Genomic DNA, 16,523 nt, shown 5'->3' on the forward strand with positions numbered 1-16,523 from the left:
GAGGCATGTCTATGCTTGGGTGGAGACGTGGTCGCCTGAAGAGTACGATTTCGGCAGCTTGGTATGTGCTGGTCGACCAATCGCAGGAATCGTTGGTTGCGCAGGATCGTGGCTGTTTCGGATGGCGGCGGGAAGCGGCAGAGGATTGCCGCCCGTAATCGGCAGGTCGTGCCCGCGGCACCGACCGGGGCTTCGAGCGGTGGTATGGTCACCGCTCGAAACGACGCGGGAGGCGGCTGATAGAGTATTTTTGCGGACTGGACGTGGCGATGGACGAGACGGCGGGCGGTGTCGTCGATGATGCGGGCGAGGTGCATCTGCGGGCGGTGGCGTTAACCGATCCGCAGGCGTTGCTCGCGCTCCTGAAACCCTTTGCGGCGGCTGCGCCGCGTCGGCCACGAGGCCGGCTCGCTGTCGCCGTGGCTGCATCCGGAGCTGACGAAACTCGGTCTGCCGGCGGTATGCCTGGAGACCCAGCACGTGCGCGCGGCGATGTCGGCGCAGCGCAACAAGACCGACGCGGCCGACGCACTCGGCATCGCCCACATCATGCGCACCGGCTGGTTCCGGCAGGCGCATATCAAGACCGAAAGTTGCTACCGGATGCGGCTGTTGCTGACGCACCGGCGCAACCTGAAGCGCAAGTTCCTCGATCTGGAGAACGCCATTCGCTGAAGGCGTTCGGCATCAAGCTCGGCAGCACCTCGCGCGGCGCGTTCGACACCGCCGTGCGCGCCGCGGTGGCGGACGATGCGCTGGACAGTTGGCCGCCTCCGCACCCCTGTCCTGCATGCCAAGAATCGATGTAAGCTGCAATTTCGACGCGTAGGAGGGGTGATGGCGCAATTTCCGGACCTGGTGATCTTCATTCCAGGCATTCTAGGATCCGTTCTCGCAAAGGACGGCAAGACGGTTTGGGATCTATCGGTCACTGGTCTTTATAGAGGCACCAGGCTTACGGAACTGCATCTCGATGCCCCAGGATCGTTGGACGATGATATAGGCGATGGGATCACGGCCGTCGGCGTTGTCGACAACATTGGTGGGATTCCTGGGCTTTGGAAACTTGGTGGCTATTCGCGTTTACGAGACAAGCTGATCGCTGACCTCGGGCTCCAGTTGGGTAGGAATTTTCGGGAGTTTCCTTATGACTGGCGTCGCGACAACAGGGTCGCGTCCTCTCGGCTGTCGGTCAAGAGCCGGGAATGGCTTTCACATTGGCGCGACGTGAGTGGGAACTCTGAAGCGAAAATATGGATCGTTGCTCATTCTATGGGAGGTCTCGTCGCCAGACATTTTATCGAATGCCTTGAAGGGTGGAAAATCGTCCGATCTCTGACGACAATCGGTACGCCGCATCGCGGGTCGGGTAAGGCCCTAGATTTTTTGAGTGCCGGTTCTTCGCCTGGTTTGGCCGACCGTCTGTTGCCGGGGCTGGACATCGCGCGAAACTTCGACTCCGTCTATCAACTCTTGCCAACGTACCCCTTCATCATCGACGGCAGCGAGAACTATCGGATTCATGAGATCTCAATTGCCGGAGTCGATCAGGGCAGGGCAACGAAAGCAGCAGACTTTCATGCTGAAATCGAGGCTGGACGCTTAGGCAATTTGCAAGACGGGGTTTATCAGATGTCTTCGCCACGTCTGAGTGTGGTCATCGGGACGGACCAGTCTACATACCAATGTGCGATAGTCGGAGAGGCGGGGAGGCTGACGATGATGACGAACCGCGATTTCCAGGGCAACAACGTCAATGGCGATGGCACCGTGCCACGTGTCTCGGCGATGCCGCGGGGCTATGGCGAGGAAATTGCCACGTATGTCTGCAATTCACACGCGGCAATCGCAGCCGACAAGGTGAGTCTGCATCATCTACGCACCTATCTCTCTGGTGCCGCAATCAACCTTGATGCCTACCGAGACGAAAGTCGGGCCAAGTTTGGATTGGACCTCGAAGACTGCTACGACGCTGGTGACGTACTGATCAAAGCGCGTTCTTCAATCCGCGAGCAGAAGATCGGCGTCGTTGTCGAAGAATTAACCAATAAGGTTGGTCCGCGTAAAGTCACGCTTTATCGTAACGGCGAAGAATATATTGGTCAGGTAAAGTTGCAGTCTGGCTTTTATCAGGCAACGATTGAATTGTTGGGACGAACTGTCTCTGACGTATTTTGGGTTTCTGATACTTAAGCTTCAGGGTCGACGTAGTATGCCACAGGGCCTCGAAATCACTGTACCTTCAGGAGCGCCGTGGGACGCCCTTCGCCTTGCGCTCGCTGAACGATTTGCAGGCGAGTTCTTTTGGATTCGTGTATCCGAAAAGGGTGCAAAGGTGCTTTTGGAGGGAGATGTCGTATCTGAGGATGCGAAAGCCCACCTCTCTCAGTTCGTCCGAGAATTCCTTGATGGTAGACCGGTCGTTGACGCGCTTTTGGCGACATCACCGCTGTATCCCGCGAGCCAAAGCCACTTCGATTTTGATACGGCGGAGGACGATCAGGCTTCGAACGGCAACATTGTCAGGCACCCTCGAATCTCTTGCGACCAAGAGCTTCAGGCAGGGAAATCATGCGTGATCGAAGTGGATCTCGCCGTTGAGCCGCATGACGACACGAAAGGTGACCCTTTTGAGGTGGAGATCTCCGATCCAAACTGGGAGAGGCTGCCCGTTTCGGTCGAACTGACCTCATACCAGCTGGATATCGAGCCCGAAGACGCACGCCGAAATGTTACTCTGTTCAGAAACGGCACGTCGAAATCGGCGCGCTTTGCAGCAAAGGTCGTCGGAGAGCTTCCGGATGACCTTGTACAGGTCACCGCGTCGTTCTCAGTTGAAGGGCGCGTGCGTGGATTCGCGACAAGGGAGTTCGCCGTTATCGCCGCGCCGGGTAAGACGCCGCCAGCGAGTGACCGCGGCTCGTTGACTTCTGGCGATTTTGCCTATGATTCCTCTGCAGCGCCGAGCCTCACGATTAAGATTAGCCACAATCCGAACTCCCTCGGGCAATGTACCTGGTCTTTTGAAGCGCCCGGGTTCCGCTATCTCGAAGAAGTCTCCGCAATGCCGCGCATCGAGCTGGGCTCGTCCGCAAAATCTTATTTCCAGGACAAATTCGAACAGGTCAAAACGCTGGATGAAGGCAGGCATCTGGGGACATTGCGGGGTATCGGGGAGCATATCTGGGAAGCTTCGCCGGTCGAATTCCGGCGATTGTACCTAAAGATGCAAAAGGAGCTGGGCCGCGATTTTCCGATCCAGATTTTCACAAACGAGCCCCATGTGCCTTGGGAACTCATGCACCCGACAGAGGCAGATGGAGAGGATCTGGGCCACCTGTGCATGACGCATCCGATTGGTCGCTGGACTATGGCAAGTCGATTGGTAGCATCCATCCCAAGGGGAGGGATCGCCTCATTCGTTCCTGATTATGACGATGGACCATTACCTGCGGCGGTTCAGGAGGGGGCGTGGCTTTGCAAGGACTTGGGAGCCGTGGCGCTTGAGCCGACTTACCGCATTTTTACAGACTGCCTAAATACTCCAGGTGACGACCCGATTGCGCTGCTCCATTTCGCGGGACATGGCGCGGGCGACGAGGCCGCTCCCCAGGAACGAGGTCTAAGGATGGAGGATGGCTGGGTCCCCATCGAAGAGATCAATTCCGGCGTCAAGCTCGGAAAGAGAGACCGGAGCCTCGTGCTCTTGAACGCCTGCCATGCCGGAAATCAGAACAACGTGCTTGGCGCGCTCCATGGATGGCCCTCCGCGTTCATAAAAGTGGGATTCGGGGGCGTTGTTGCGCCTCTTTGGGCGGTTCAGGACGAGACTGCGTGCGCCGTGATGAAAAGAGCAGTGACATCTCTCTATTGCGAAGGGAAATCGATAGGTTCAGCGCTCATGGTAGCACGTAAGGAGCACCAGAGCCAATCGGCAGCAGCCTACTCGTATGTTCTCTACGGCGATGTAATGGCGACCGTCGCCTCATAGACACTACAGCGGCACCGGCGTCGGCTGTTCCACGAGGACATTTACGGCGTTTTGCGCTGCTTCGGCAAACAGGTCGTTGCCCGCCGGCGCTTTTACGCTGACGATGAGCGAGAAGTTCACGGCTCGATCGAACCGCCCCGCTCGCGTGATATCTGCCCACCATCCCTTCATGGGCGATACCGATATGCCATCTCGGTCAGCCAGTTGGTAGGCCGGGCCTCGCCAGATATCCTGTTGGAGGGTGCCTCTTGAGGAAAGTTTGCTGCCGACAGTCCAACCGGAGTCCGGGGACGATCGCTGCGAAATACCGTTCGCATTATAACTGGCCTGGGCGCTATCGTCACTTTCGTCGTAGCGCTTTACGTCAAAGCGCAAGCCGAAAGATCGGTAACGATCATAGCGGTCTCGCGAAACCGCCAGCGGGTCAGGCTCAAGGAAGTAGGAGAGGGTGCATCGCATCTCTACCTCGGTTTGGTTCAACGCTTTGAGCGTGTTCTTCGGCCAGGGTAACTTGAAATACTTCATCTCCTTGATGCGCGAATACCCTGCGGTTCTCTCGAACGGAGTGATTACATCCTCAATCACCATACTGAATGCGTTATCCGTGCTGTAATAGGCGCGGCCGTCATCCGGAACACCCCAGCCATAGCGCGAAAGCATCAGGCCCCAGGCCTCAGTACTCCCCATCCGAGCGCTGAGAATGCGGTGCTGCGCCAGCATGGTAGGTGTCCACTCGGCCGAGTGCACAAGCAGACCTCGGAGTGTTTCGGCGCGCATGTTCGGATACGCAACGTGGAGCCTGCCGAGAAGGCCGGATGCACGGGCAGTTGCTGCACTGGTTTCCCCAGTCAGGCCAAATGGCTTCGTTGCTGATTTGCCCGACGTTGTCAGCACGAGATCATTGTGGGAAGGACTGGCGTAAATCCCGTCGGGATCTATTACGAAGTTCCCGCCCTCCATCACGATGTCTGGCTTATTCGGATGATCATCAGTCCACTTTTCTGATGATCGTGACGTGGGAGCCATATCTCCATTAGGAGCCACAAGCCCGGCTTTCGATGTCTTGAACGTTACCGCGCCTACGGTGATTACGTTTGCCGCTTGCCCCGGGGCCTCAAGCTCAAAGCGACTGTTGCGATCTCTATAGTCATCGACCTGGTAGGGTTCAGAAGCTGAGGTTGGAACGTTGCCTGCGGCTACGCAGAAGAGGCGTGGCTTCGAACCGTCGCCATAGGCAAGAAGGTCCAGGGCCGCGGAGGTGGCGGTCACCTTGCCACTTCGGCCTTCACCGCTTGCGGTCTGGGCCAGGCAGAAGACGCGCTTTGCTTCCTGCTTTTCGAGAAGAGACACAGCTCTCTGTATCGCCTCTCTAGCGGCGACCTTCGGTTGGCCTGGTGGTGCTGTCACAACGACCGATTCCAAAGCGGTCCAGAGCTGAACTGGTCCGGTGGTCTCCAAAACGGATCCTAGATCGTAAAACTGGGCGACACCGGCCATCTTGGTTCCATGATCGGAATGATCAGTCACCGGCCATTTTGAAGTGGAGGACAAGCATCGAGCCTGGTCAATCGATGAAATCAAGAGCGGATGTGCGGGATTCACGCCCGTGTCTAGCAGGGCGATACGCGGCGCGCCTGCTTGCGGCCCAATTATTCGTGATGCGAGTGCCGCAGTTTGAGTGGCGCGCGCATCGGGAGCTTGGCTGAGAAAGTCGATGTTGAGCGAAGACGCGCTTCGAAGTTCGATTACCGCTGGGCTTGCCTGGACGAGCTTCGCCATATCTCCCGGCGAAGCTCTGACATTGCGAATGGATACTTCGACGAATTCTGTCGACAGCCCTTCTACCTCGATATTGAGATCAATGGCAGCGGAAAGGAATTCCTTGGTGAGATCTTTGCGGAGCCACACTTCCCAAATCGCGCTCTTATTCTTTTGAGGAAAGCGGTCGACTGGGTCAGTCCAGAAGTCCCGCAATCGGGCAGGCCGGATCGTGTTGACGCTTTCGAACAGCCAGAAATTACGGGGCCGCTTTCCATCGTCGTCCTCGTCATCGTCGGAATTCCGTCCTGCGAACGAGAACGCGTCATCTGGCCCGGTGAAGCCGCGATATTCTTCGAGGTTGCTAGCGAGAGTATCGACCGCTTTCGCCGAGACGAAGAAGGTAGCTAGGTCCGCCGTTTCCTCTACCGTGTCGCCGTCCAGATCTCGCTGCAACGTATACAGTTTGAGGCCTGGACTTGAAGCGCGGCTGCCTCCCGGCCGGAGCCTGACGTTCGGGCGACTCTCCATCGCGAGAACCATGCCGCGCTTGTTCTCGGGAATACCGTGCTTGGCCTGCTCCTCGGCAAAGCGCGAAAGGTCTGTAGTTGCTGCATTCAGGCTTTTGAGTAGCCGGGCGGCATGCCTTGCCCGATTGTCGACCAAAGGAGTCTTTTCAGAGGACCGCCCAGTTTTCGCTCGAAAAGACTTAGGTGTCTTGCCGAGGCCTCGAATATGGAGGTGTCTGTAGGTAGTCATCGGGAATCAACGTCTGATTGAGCAACAGGCAAAGAGATCAATGCTTTGGGGGCGAATGTCAATCTGGGTGGATAGTATTACGGTCGTTAATTGCCTGTATCAAAATATCACTAGTCAACAAGCCGTCGTTGTCGAGCACCGCGTCCCTAGCGGCGTCCGCAGCAGCGGCCACCAAGTCCGCTTGGCTTAGTCCGTCACCACCAGCTGAGACGCTGTCCCAATCGATGTGATCAAGCTTGAACTGGGAGAGATTGAACTTCAGCACGCGCTGCGCCTCCTCGGCCGAGGGCTTGGAATAAGTGAACGCGGCATCAAAGCGCCGGAAAATTGCCGGATCGAGCAGGACCTTATGATTGGTCGCGGCGATAATCACGCTAGACGACTGATCATCCTCCAGGAACTGAAGAAAGGAATTCAGCATCCGGCGGGCTTCACCGATGTCGTTGTCTGCATCTCGACGAGAGGCCAGGGCATCCACCTCGTCGAAAAAATAAACCCCACGATGGTTCTTCATCGAATCGAACACCAGCCGTAGCTTCGAAGCGGTCTCGCCCATGAACTTGGTGATGACGCCGTCCAAGAGGATCGTAAACAGGGGAAGACTGAGTTCTCCTGCTACGGCTGCGGCTGTCATACCTTTGCCAGTGCCGGGCGGACCCGAAAACAGGTACTTTCGGCGGGGGGTAAGACCATTCTTCTGCAACACGTCACGCTCGCGGTGTTCACGAACGGCGCGATGGATCCGACGAGCGAGATCGTTGTTTAGCACAAGATCGGAGAGGTGAGTTTCGGGATATGATGCTCGTACGAGCCCAGCAAGCTCTCCCCGAGGGGCAGTTATGGGTACCGGAGTGGACGTGTGTCGAGGCTCTGGTGACTGGCGCGCGTCAGTTATGACCGAGCGGATGTCGTCTGCCATCTTCGACTTGCCGGATTTGCCAGCGTCCGCGGCAATTGTCTCCGCGATGGCGAGAAACTTTTCGTTGTCTCCCGCCGCGTGACTACGAATCATAGCGATAATTTGTCGAGCGCTTGTCATAGTCTAACTTCTTATAGTTATGCATCTTCGGCGTCGAGCCAGAACGTGGAGGGCGCATCCCGACACAGCATATGCTTAGCACGATTCTTCCGGCGCAACTCCTGATATGAGCTGGCGGGGGCATTCGTGCTAGTGCCTTGCCATTCGCCATCTCATCTCCAGGACGAGAGCACATGCGGGTTTGGAAGATTTTCGTGCCGACAGATTGCATCGGCTTTCCAGCCTCCTCCCGAGGCCCCTTGGCCGCCATAGAACAGGTGTCGGCGACAGCCCTTTTTTTCAGCGATGCTCAGCAGCGTTTCTCGACCTAGCCGGCGGGAATCCATGCTGACCGTCGGCCGCTTCGGAGGGAGAAACCACATGCACCATTTTCGGGACCTCCCGGTCCACCAATCGCAGGAATCGTTGGTTGCGAGCCCCAGAAACCAACACCGGTCCCGCTAGAACAGGTCAGTGGCCTGAACAGTGCTCCATATTCACATGTGTCCGCTGTTGAACAGAGGGCAGGGCTGAAAGCGCCGCGCGTTCGATCGTCTCGCGTGACGTCGGCTGACCCCCACGAGCGACCATTTGCCGGGCTGGATTGAATTCGATCGGTGAACCGCTCGCCGCGAGTGCCCCACACCCCCTCGTCATCGCGATCGCGTTAGCCGCCTGGTCGATCGCAATCTGTCGACTTGGATATCGACGATAGCGATGGTACAGCCCACTGACGATGACAGATGATCCCCTCATTGCACGGCGGCAAAGTGAATATGTACAACTATTCGCCTCCCACCCCCAAGCAATGTGGGTATATGACGTCGAGACGCTGCAGTTCTTGATAGTAAACAACGCTGCCGTTGGCCTCTATGGCTACTCTCGGCAGGATTTTTTGAAGATGACCATCATGGACATTCGTCCCCAAGACGATGCACCTGCCTTGTTGGAAAGTGTGGTTAAGAGGCCCGCTGGCCACGAGGAGTCAGGTGTTTGGCGGCATCGACGGAAAGAGGGCCAAATCATATTTACTGAAATATCGTCCCATGCCTTCGATCTTGAAGGTCGAAGTGCAAGGCTGATGATGGCACTTCATGTGACCGAGCGTCTTGCTGCTGAACAGACATCATCTACGATCACCAGGGAAATCAGGTCTCGCGGTTAATCTGGTGCTTCGCAATCGTTAGAAAAGGTAAACGAGGCAGGCCGCCTCGACAGCGTCGCCACGGCAAATTATCTATAAAGTATGACTATGAGCATCGAAGACACGATCGCGAACCGCATAAGCCGAATTCTCGCCGAACGTATCATCACCGGCGCGTTGGAGCCTGGTAGCAAGCTTAGGCAGGATCACATCGCCGAGGAGTTCGGCGCAAGTCATGTGCCGGTGCGGGAGGCCTTTCGCAGGCTCGAGGCGCAAGGTCTGGCGGTGAGCGAGGCGCGCAGAGGCGTGCGGGTCGCATCGTTTTCGCTCGCTGAGGTCCAGGAGGTGGCGCTTATGCGCTCCGTTCTGGAGGGACTGGCCCTTCGCCATGCCGCACCGCATTTGACATCCTTTCTGTTGGATCAGGCGGACGCGGCCGCACAAGCCGGCGACGCAGCGACGAACATCCGGGAATGGGATGAGGCAAATCGACGGTTCCACAAGCTGTTGCTCTCTCCTTGCAGTATGCCGCGGCTGCTTGCCGAGATCGATGACTTGCATGCGGCCGGCTCGCGATTTTTATTTGCAACGAGCCGCGCCGCTCGGGCGCCGCGTGTCGACGCCGACCACAAGGCAATTCTCGATGACCTCCGGAAGGGCAGGATCGACCAGGCCGTCATCACACTCGAGCGGCACGTGAAAAGGATTGGCCAACAGCCCATCCATTATGCGTCGGGCCAGACAGGCGCCGCGTTCGCGCTCGAAGGCTGAACATATCGATCGTTCATTTCTCGCTGGAAATCGACTGAGCACAACGCGGACTCTTGCCCGCGACATCTACAGTTCAATTCATTTCTGAAACTGCGGAGCCTTGATCTCCTTCAGAAGGGGTTGCCAGACTCAACCGGTTTCTGATTATAGATAAAATGATGATGTTATCTATGTAATCAGCACCGGGAGGAAGCTTGATGGCTGAGAAGACTGCGATTTCAAAGGAGGCGTTGCCGGGAGCGGTCACCGATTCAGCACGGTTGTTTGATGAATCACAAATTATCTATAATCTGCCATTCAACGATCTTCTCTTTCGTGCCCAACAGGTTCATCGTGAGCATTTCGATCCGAATGCCATTCAGATGAGCCGCCTGTTGTCCATTAAGACCGGCGGCTGCGCCGAGGATTGCGGCTATTGCAGCCAGTCCGCCCATTACCCGACGGGGCTGAAAGCCTCAAAGCTGATGGAGGTCGAGCGCGTGCTGGCGGAGGCGAAGAAGGCCAGGGAAGGTGGCGCGACGCGTTATTGCATGGGGGCGGCCTGGCGCAATCCGAAGGATCGCGACATGGAGGCGCTGGTGACCATGGTCGAAGGCGTCAGAGCACTCGGGATGGAAACCTGCATGACGCTCGGCATGTTGACGACGGCGCAATCCGCTAGGCTCGCCGAGGCCGGCCTCGACTACTACAATCACAACATCGATACCTCGGAGCGCTACTATTCCGAGATCATCACCACGCGCATCTTCGCGGACCGGCTCGAAACGCTCGCCAATGTCCGTGCTGCCGGCATCAAGGTCTGCGCCGGCGGCATTCTCGGGATGGGGGAAACGACCGAAGACCGCATCTCGATGCTGGTGACACTGGCCAATCTGCCCACCCCGCCGGACAGTGTGCCGATCAACATGCTGATTCCGATTTCCGGCTCCAAGCTCGCCGATGCGGCGCCGGTCGACCCGATCGATTTTGTGCGAACCATCGCGCTGGCGCGCATCCTGATGCCGCGTTCGAATGTACGGCTCTCGGCGGGCCGGACCGACATGAGCGACGAGATGCAGGCCCTTTGCTTCTTTGCCGGCGCCAATTCCATCTTTGTCGGGGACACGCTGCTGACGGCGGACAATCCCGGAGAAGATCAGGACGCGACACTCTTCCGGCGGCTCGGCCTCAAGCCGATTGCGCTGGAGCCGACGCCTTGAGCTCGACGGCACTTGCTCGTTATCAGGCAACACTTGCCGGCCTCGAACGGCGGTCGCGAATGCGCACGCTCGGACCGCTGCAAGGAATTGATTTCACCTCCAACGACTATCTTGGCCTATCGAACTCCCCGCGTCTGAAGAGCGCCATATCGGCGGCGATCGACCGCGGCGTACCCGCCGGCGCCGGCGGCTCGCGGCTGTTGCGCGGCAATCATCCCGAACACGAGACGCTCGAAGCGGAAGCGGCGACGTTCTTCGGGGTGGAAAGAGTTCTCTATTTCGGCAGCGGATTTGCCGCCAATGCCGCGCTCTTCTCGACTCTGCCGCAGCGCGACGACCTGATTGTCCACGACGCGCTGATCCATGCCAGCGCGCATGATGGGATAGCGGCCAGCAAGGCCGAAGCGGTGGCCGTCACACACAATAACGTCGAAGCCTTCGATCTGGCTATCCGCCGCTGGCGCGCGAAAGGTGGTAAGGGGCATCCGTGGATTGCGGTCGAAAGCCTCTATTCGATGGATGGCGATCAGGCGCCGCTCCTGGAGCTCGCAGACCTTGCCGATCGGCATGACGGTTTTCTGGTCGTTGACGAAGCGCATGCCACCGGCGTGTTCGGCCCGGGTGGACGCGGGCTTGCATCTGGGCTGGAAAAGCGCGGCAATGTTTTGATGCTGCACACCTGCGGCAAGGCGCTCGGCGTCTCGGGCGCACTTCTCGGCCTACCTGCGACACTCGCCGACTTTCTCGTTAATCGCGCCCGCAATTTCATCTACTCGACCGCGCCGTCGCCGCTGATGGCGGCGGGCGTACGGGAAGCCCTGCGCGTGATCGCTGATGAACCCAAGCGGCGCATGCGGCTCAAGGGCCTGACCACCTTCGCCGCCGGGCATCTGCGATTGTTGCTCGGAATCAATCCCAGCGGTTCGCAGATCCTGCCTGTGATAATCGGCGATAATGCCCGGTCGCTCCGCATTGCCGAGCAATTGCGAATTGCCGGCGGCTTTGACATCAGGGCGATCCGGCCGCCGACCGTGCCGGATGGTACGGCGCGCCTCAGGATTTCCATCACCCTCAATGTCGATGAAGAGCAGATCGCCGACATGATTGAGTGTCTGGCAATCGCAATGGAGGAGGACTCACTATGATCCCTCGCCTGGTCGTTTCCGGTACCGATACCGGCATTGGCAAGACGGTGTTTGCCGCCGGCCTTGGCGGTGCGCTTAACGCCTACTATTGGAAGCCGGTTCAGTCCGGGCTTGAGGACGAGACCGATAGCGAGACAGTCGCGCGGCTCTCAGGTTTGCCGCGCGGGCGTATCCTGCCGGAGGCGTACAGGCTTTCAGCGCCCGTTTCGCCGCATCGTTCGGCCCGTCTCGACGGTGTGGCGATCGAGCCGGACCAGCTCGCACCGCCGATCACCGACCGGCCATTGGTGATCGAGGGGGCAGGGGGGCTTCTGGTACCGCTCTCGGACCATCTGCTTTTCGTCGATCTTTTCGCGCGCTGGCAGATCCCGGTCATCCTCTGCGCCAGAACGTCCCTGGGCACAATCAATCACACGCTGTTGTCGATCGAAGCGCTGAAAAACCGCGCCATTCCGATCTTCGGTATCGTGTTCATCGGCGACGAAAACCATGAAACGCAGCGCATCATCGTGGAGATGGGCCGCGTGCGGTCGCTTGGGCGTCTGCCTTGGCTACCCAGCGTTGCTGCAGACACACTTCGTCAGGCGTTCTCGAATTCTTTTAATCTCGCACCTTTCTTGGAAGTGTCTGAATGAACCGCTCGACCGTCTGGCATCCCTTCACCCAACATGCGCTCGAGCCGCCGATGACCCGCATCGTGTCGACCGAAGGGGCCTATCTGATCGACACGGACGGCAATCGTATACTCGATGCGATCTCGTCCTGGTGGGTGATCACGCACGGCCACCGGCACCCCGCGATCATGCAGGCGATCCGCACGGCAACCGAGGCCTACGACCAGATCATCTTTGCCGAATTCTCGCATGAGCCCGCCGAAACACTCGCCGACCGGCTGGTCGCGATAGCACCGGCGGGCTTGAAGCACGTTTTCTATTCCGACAGCGGTTCCACTTGCGTCGAAGTCGCAATCAAAGTGGCGCTCGGCTATTTCTACAACAGGGGAGAGCCGCGCGACCGCGTCGTGGTGATGGAGCACGGCTACCACGGCGACACGATCGGCACCATGTCGGCCGGCGAACGCGGTGTCTTCAAGGCGGCTTACGAGCCCTTGTTGTTTGGCGTCGACAGGCTCGCTTTTCCCGAGGCGGGTCGCGAACAGCGGACGCTCGACATGTTCGAAGCCTTCTGCCGTAGCGGCCGCGTGGCGGCGTTGGTGATCGAACCTCTGGTTCTCGGCGCCGGCGGCATGAAGATCTACGGCGCCCGGGTGCTGGCGGTTCTGAAGGAAATCGCCGCACGTTACGACTGCCTGTTCATCGCCGACGAGGTGATGACCGGCTGGGGACGGACGGGGACGATGTTTGCCTGCGAACAGGCTGGCTTAAGCCCCGATATCCTCTGCACGTCCAAGGGCCTGACCGGCGGTGCGCTGCCGCTCGCGGCAACGCTTTGCAGCGAAGCGATCTTCGAGGCACATCTGTCCGCGGACCGGCGCAAGACCTTCTTCCACTCGAGTTCCTATACCGCAAATCCGATCGCCTGCGCGGCGGCTGTCGCTAATCTCGAAATCTGGCGCGGCGAAGCTGTCGGCGCGAGAATTTCCAGCCTGGAGACGCTGCATCGGCGGAACCTGGCGAGATTTCAGGGAGACGAGCGTTTCGCCAATATCCGGCAAGTCGGGACGATCGCGGCGCTCGACCTCGTCGCGCCAGCGGGCGGCTATCTTGCCGATGTCGGGCCACGCATGCGGAAACTGTTTCGCGAGCGCGGGCTGCTCATTCGTCCGCTCGGTAACGTCATCTATCTGATGCCGCCCTACTGCGTGACCGCCGGCGAACTCGGCCAAGCCTATGACGCCATTGACGAGGTGGCCTCGAACGTCCTTGCGGGAGCGTGATGATGTCGTGCCGTTCTTCCCGCCTGGCCGGTTTTGGGCATGCCGCGCCGGCACGCTGCGTCGGCAATGCGGAGATCGAGATGCAGCTCGGCCTCGAGGTGGGCTGGATAGAGCGCCGGACGGGCATCCGCAGGCGTCATTGGGCTGGAGACGGCGAGACGCTGAGCGGCCTTGCAGCGCAGGCTGCACATATGGCGCTCGATGATGCGGCGATTGCACGCGAAGGCATCGCGCTGACGCTGCTTGCGACCTCTACCCCGGATCACCTGTTGCCGCCCTCGGCGCCGCTGCTCGCGCACAAACTGGGCCTGCCAAATTCCGGGGCAATCGATCTGGCCGGCGCCTGTTCGGGCTTTCTCTATGCACTGACGCTGGCAGACGGCTTCGTCCGCTCGCAGGGCCGCGCGGTGCTCGTGGTCGCAGCCAATATTCTTAGCCGGCGTATCAATCCGGCCGAACGGGCGAGCGCGGTCCTCTTCGCCGATGCGGCGGGCGCCGTCGTGCTTGTTCCGGAGCAGGGCCAGCGATCTGGCCTCATTTCGGCCGATCTCGCGTCGGACGGAGGCGGTTACGACCTGATCTCCATTCCAGCTGGCGGCAGCAGCAAACCCTTTTCCAGCGATGCCAATCCGGAGGAGTTTCTGATGACGATGCGCGACGGACGTGAGGTCTTCTCACGCGCGGTCGAACTGATGACCAAAACCTCGCAGCGGGCGCTGGAGCAGGCGGGAATCGGCGCGTCCGAGATTGACCGATTCGTTCCGCACCAGGCCAATGCGCGCATGTTCGACGCGGTTTCCGACCGTCTCGGCATCGACCCGGCGAGGGTGGTCCGGACGATCGAAACCTATGGCAATTCGTCCGCGGCCACGATCCCGCTTTCTCTGTCGATCGCGAACAGCCAGAGACGTTTCGCGCCCGGTGAAAAGCTGTTGCTCACAGCCGCAGGGGCCGGATTGACAGGAGGGGCTGTTGTGCTCGGCACCTGAAAGTTAGTCATTCCGGCCCATCGTGGGACATGATCGTCACGACGGCCTTGGCCGCACGGCGTGCGGCAATCGTTTGCCGGTTATGAGCACCACCGAAAATGGCCAGCGAGATTATTGCAATACGTGCCATTTTGGGATTTCGCGTTCGACCAATCGCAGGAATTCTTGGCTGCGAGCCGTCACAATCCCGATGCAAAGCGAAAGTCCCGCAATGAATGGACCCATCACGTGAGTCGCGTCCGGGCTGTTGGTATTTCAGATGCGGGCATTTAGGCTACTACTTCAGACCGGGGAGATCATTTTGACTGGGGCAAAGTCCCAGGTTGCTCAAGGCTTGAAACACTATGAAAACACCGTGGAAGTTCCTTGCTCAATTGGTGTCGGCGCGACGACCGGCAAAAGCGCAAGAGAGCTTGGGCAAGCGTGCCACCGATCGCAACGCTCTCGAAAGTGAAGCGGAACACACGTCGGTACTTCCGTCTGATGATCCCGGCACACGTGATCACCAGGCGGATGTCCCAGTGGATCAAGGGTCAACGGCATCGGACAGGGCGACAAGCGCTCCCGGCGCCATGCACGCGTTCGGCCGATCAATTCGTGCTGAAGAGGATCAAACACCTGCACCTGATGAGGTTCATCATCCGGGTGTGGAAACCGTTGCTTTGATGCCGGAAAGCCAGACAAACCCAAAATCGCAAAGGAAACCGCGGACCAAGCGCCGAGAACGTGTGAAGAGAGCCCCCGCCCAGTTGGTCGCGCAGAGCCCTGTCGGCACAAACCAGGCTCAAAGCCTGCAATCCTCGTCTTCCGCGGATCCTTTCTTCGATGAAGTGGTAGTCCTGGACGAGGAAATCAAAAAGCTGAGAAGCCGACTGGCTCAGAAGCTCCACTTGCAGAACGTTCAGCTCAAGAAAATGCTTGAGCGTATCGAGATTTCGTGAACCGCGCTCGCGATTTCAACGATTGGCACAAATGAAAACTGCAACGAACGTTAGCTGTAGAACTTAAAGTCCAGGCGCCGACCCCTTGCGTAGGGGAGCGTGGCGCCGCTTTATGACGGGCCACGTTTCGGGTTAGGATGCATCAGGTTGGAGTCACATGATGGCTTGGGCTCGGCAATCAAATGTCACCCGCGCGCGTCTCAATCAGCTCCAAGATCTGCCGAGCGGGCATGGGGCGGGCGAACAGGTAGCCTTGCGCCTCATCGAAGCCCTCGGCCTTGACTGCCTCGAGCTGTGCCTCGGTCTCCACCCCTTCGACGGCCGTTGTTATTGCCAGCGTGCGACCAATTCCGGCGACCGCTCGGATGATCGCCAAGGATTCCCTGCCTGCCGGCAGATCGGAAATGAAGCTGCGATCGACCTTGATCTTGTCGAAACGAAAGCTCCTGAGATAACTGAGCGACGAAAACCCGGTCCCGAAATCGTCCATCGCGAGCTTGACGCCAAGCTCTCGGATCTCCTGAAGCAGACGGAGATTGTTGTCGCTCTCGTCGAGCAACACGGACTCCGTCACTTCGAGCTGCAATCGTAACGGGTCCAATCCGGTTTCGCCGAGAATCTCGCAAACGTCTGCAGCGAGCCGCCGGTTTCTGAATTGCAGAGGAGACAGGTTCACCGCCACGCCGACATGCGGTGGCCACTTCACAGCCTCCGTGCAGGCCTGGCGGAGGATCCAGTCTCCGAGCGGAGCAATCAGTCCAGTCTCCTCGGCGACGGGAATGAATTCGGCTGGGGACACAGGGCCTCTTTCCGGATGCGTCCATCGCACGAGCGCCTCACAGGTGGTGATGTGGCCGGTGTGGAGGTTGACCAGCGGCTGGTAGTGGACTTCCAGCTCGCCATTGACAAGG

14 protein-coding genes and 1 pseudogene are annotated in these 16,523 nt (G+C 58.8%); 11 read left to right on the forward strand and 4 right to left on the reverse strand.

All coding sequences use genetic code 11. The annotated features are described in order from the left end of the window. Positions 1 to 239 precede the first annotated feature (239 nt). The 3 genes and pseudogenes from QN219_RS23805 to QN219_RS23815 form a co-directional block, all read left to right on the forward strand. Positions 240 to 758, forward strand: a pseudogene (locus QN219_RS23805) (transposase); the annotation flags it as partial. Between the two features lie 79 nt (positions 759 to 837). Beyond that, entirely contained in the window at positions 838 to 2,193 is a 1,356-nt protein-coding gene (locus tag QN219_RS23810; protein WP_284002540.1) for a lipase/acyltransferase domain-containing protein, read from the forward strand. Between the two features lie 19 nt (positions 2,194 to 2,212). After that, complete coding sequence (locus QN219_RS23815) at positions 2,213 to 3,991, forward strand: CHAT domain-containing protein (protein WP_284002541.1); 1,779 nt, start codon at positions 2,213 to 2,215, stop codon at positions 3,989 to 3,991. Between the two features lie 3 nt (positions 3,992 to 3,994). Here QN219_RS23815 and QN219_RS23820 read toward each other — a convergent pair whose 3' ends face one another. Next, the gene (locus QN219_RS23820) at positions 3,995 to 6,415 is read right to left on the reverse strand and encodes a S8 family peptidase (protein WP_284002542.1); all 2,421 of its coding nucleotides are present in this window, start codon (positions 6,413 to 6,415) and stop codon (positions 3,995 to 3,997) included. Positions 6,416 to 6,566: 151 nt separating this feature from the next. Then, complete coding sequence (locus QN219_RS23825; RefSeq protein ID WP_284002543.1) at positions 6,567 to 7,547, reverse strand: ATP-binding protein; 981 nt, start codon at positions 7,545 to 7,547, stop codon at positions 6,567 to 6,569. Positions 7,548 to 8,262: 715 nt separating this feature from the next. On the opposite strand from QN219_RS23825, the gene QN219_RS23830 reads away from it, so the two are divergent. From QN219_RS23830 to QN219_RS23860, 7 genes are all read left to right on the forward strand, one after another. Continuing rightward, positions 8,263 to 8,691, forward strand: coding sequence for a PAS domain-containing protein (locus tag QN219_RS23830; RefSeq protein ID WP_284002544.1), 429 nt, complete (start codon positions 8,263 to 8,265; stop codon positions 8,689 to 8,691). An 81-nt stretch (positions 8,692 to 8,772) separates the two neighbouring features. Beyond that, the gene (locus tag QN219_RS23835; RefSeq protein ID WP_284002545.1) at positions 8,773 to 9,441 is read left to right on the forward strand and encodes a GntR family transcriptional regulator; all 669 of its coding nucleotides are present in this window, start codon (positions 8,773 to 8,775) and stop codon (positions 9,439 to 9,441) included. A gap of 194 nt (positions 9,442 to 9,635) precedes the next feature. Next, positions 9,636 to 10,640, forward strand: coding sequence for a biotin synthase BioB (bioB, locus tag QN219_RS23840; protein ID WP_405052206.1), 1,005 nt, complete (start codon positions 9,636 to 9,638; stop codon positions 10,638 to 10,640). Then, positions 10,637 to 11,785, forward strand: a complete 1,149-nt coding sequence (locus tag QN219_RS23845; RefSeq protein WP_284002547.1) for an 8-amino-7-oxononanoate synthase — start codon at positions 10,637 to 10,639, stop codon at positions 11,783 to 11,785. The genes bioB and QN219_RS23845 overlap by 4 nt, the downstream gene beginning before the upstream one ends. Continuing rightward, a complete protein-coding gene (bioD, locus tag QN219_RS23850; protein WP_284002548.1) occupies positions 11,782 to 12,420 on the forward strand; it encodes a dethiobiotin synthase in 639 nt (212 codons plus the stop codon). The genes QN219_RS23845 and bioD overlap by 4 nt, the downstream gene beginning before the upstream one ends. Further along, positions 12,417 to 13,682, forward strand: a complete 1,266-nt coding sequence (locus QN219_RS23855) for an adenosylmethionine--8-amino-7-oxononanoate transaminase (RefSeq protein ID WP_284002549.1) — start codon at positions 12,417 to 12,419, stop codon at positions 13,680 to 13,682. The genes bioD and QN219_RS23855 overlap by 4 nt, the downstream gene beginning before the upstream one ends. Positions 13,683 to 13,684: 2 nt before the next feature. Further along, positions 13,685 to 14,671, forward strand: coding sequence for a beta-ketoacyl-ACP synthase III (locus QN219_RS23860; RefSeq protein ID WP_284002550.1), 987 nt, complete (start codon positions 13,685 to 13,687; stop codon positions 14,669 to 14,671). A 7-nt stretch (positions 14,672 to 14,678) separates the two neighbouring features. On the opposite strand, the gene QN219_RS23865 is transcribed toward QN219_RS23860, so the two are convergent. Continuing rightward, positions 14,679 to 14,801, reverse strand: a complete 123-nt coding sequence (locus QN219_RS23865; RefSeq protein WP_284002551.1) for a hypothetical protein — start codon at positions 14,799 to 14,801, stop codon at positions 14,679 to 14,681. Positions 14,802 to 15,015: 214 nt separating this feature from the next. Here QN219_RS23865 and QN219_RS23870 point away from each other — a divergent pair, with 214 nt between their 5' ends. Further along, a complete protein-coding gene (locus QN219_RS23870) occupies positions 15,016 to 15,612 on the forward strand; it encodes a hypothetical protein (RefSeq protein ID WP_284002552.1) in 597 nt (198 codons plus the stop codon). Positions 15,613 to 15,790: 178 nt separating this feature from the next. Here QN219_RS23870 and QN219_RS23875 read toward each other — a convergent pair. Further along, a partial coding sequence (locus tag QN219_RS23875; protein WP_284002553.1) for an EAL domain-containing protein occupies positions 15,791 to 16,523 on the reverse strand: 733 nt, incomplete at its 5' end.

Origin of the sequence: Sinorhizobium sp. 8-89, from assembly GCF_030124325.1 — a bacterium.
GTDB lineage: Bacteria > Pseudomonadota > Alphaproteobacteria > Rhizobiales > Rhizobiaceae > Sinorhizobium.

Excerpts from the sequence above, each read along its gene's own strand:
- QN219_RS23810 (WP_284002540.1), top strand. The coding sequence starts at position 838 with ATGGCGCAATTTCCGGACCTGGTGATCTTCATTCCAGGCATTCTAGGA.
- QN219_RS23815 (WP_284002541.1), top strand. The coding sequence starts at position 2,213 with ATGCCACAGGGCCTCGAAATCACTGTACCTTCAGGAGCGCCGTGGGAC.
- QN219_RS23825 (WP_284002543.1), bottom strand. The coding sequence starts at position 7,547 with ATGACAAGCGCTCGACAAATTATCGCTATGATTCGTAGTCACGCGGCG.
- QN219_RS23830 (WP_284002544.1), top strand. The coding sequence starts at position 8,263 with ATGACAGATGATCCCCTCATTGCACGGCGGCAAAGTGAATATGTACAA.
- QN219_RS23835 (WP_284002545.1), top strand. The coding sequence starts at position 8,773 with ATGACTATGAGCATCGAAGACACGATCGCGAACCGCATAAGCCGAATT.
- bioD (WP_284002548.1), top strand. The coding sequence starts at position 11,782 with ATGATCCCTCGCCTGGTCGTTTCCGGTACCGATACCGGCATTGGCAAG.
- QN219_RS23855 (WP_284002549.1), top strand. The coding sequence starts at position 12,417 with ATGAACCGCTCGACCGTCTGGCATCCCTTCACCCAACATGCGCTCGAG.
- QN219_RS23860 (WP_284002550.1), top strand. The coding sequence starts at position 13,685 with ATGTCGTGCCGTTCTTCCCGCCTGGCCGGTTTTGGGCATGCCGCGCCG.
- QN219_RS23865 (WP_284002551.1), bottom strand. The coding sequence starts at position 14,801 with ATGGCACGTATTGCAATAATCTCGCTGGCCATTTTCGGTGGTGCTCAT.
- QN219_RS23870 (WP_284002552.1), top strand. The coding sequence starts at position 15,016 with ATGAAAACACCGTGGAAGTTCCTTGCTCAATTGGTGTCGGCGCGACGA.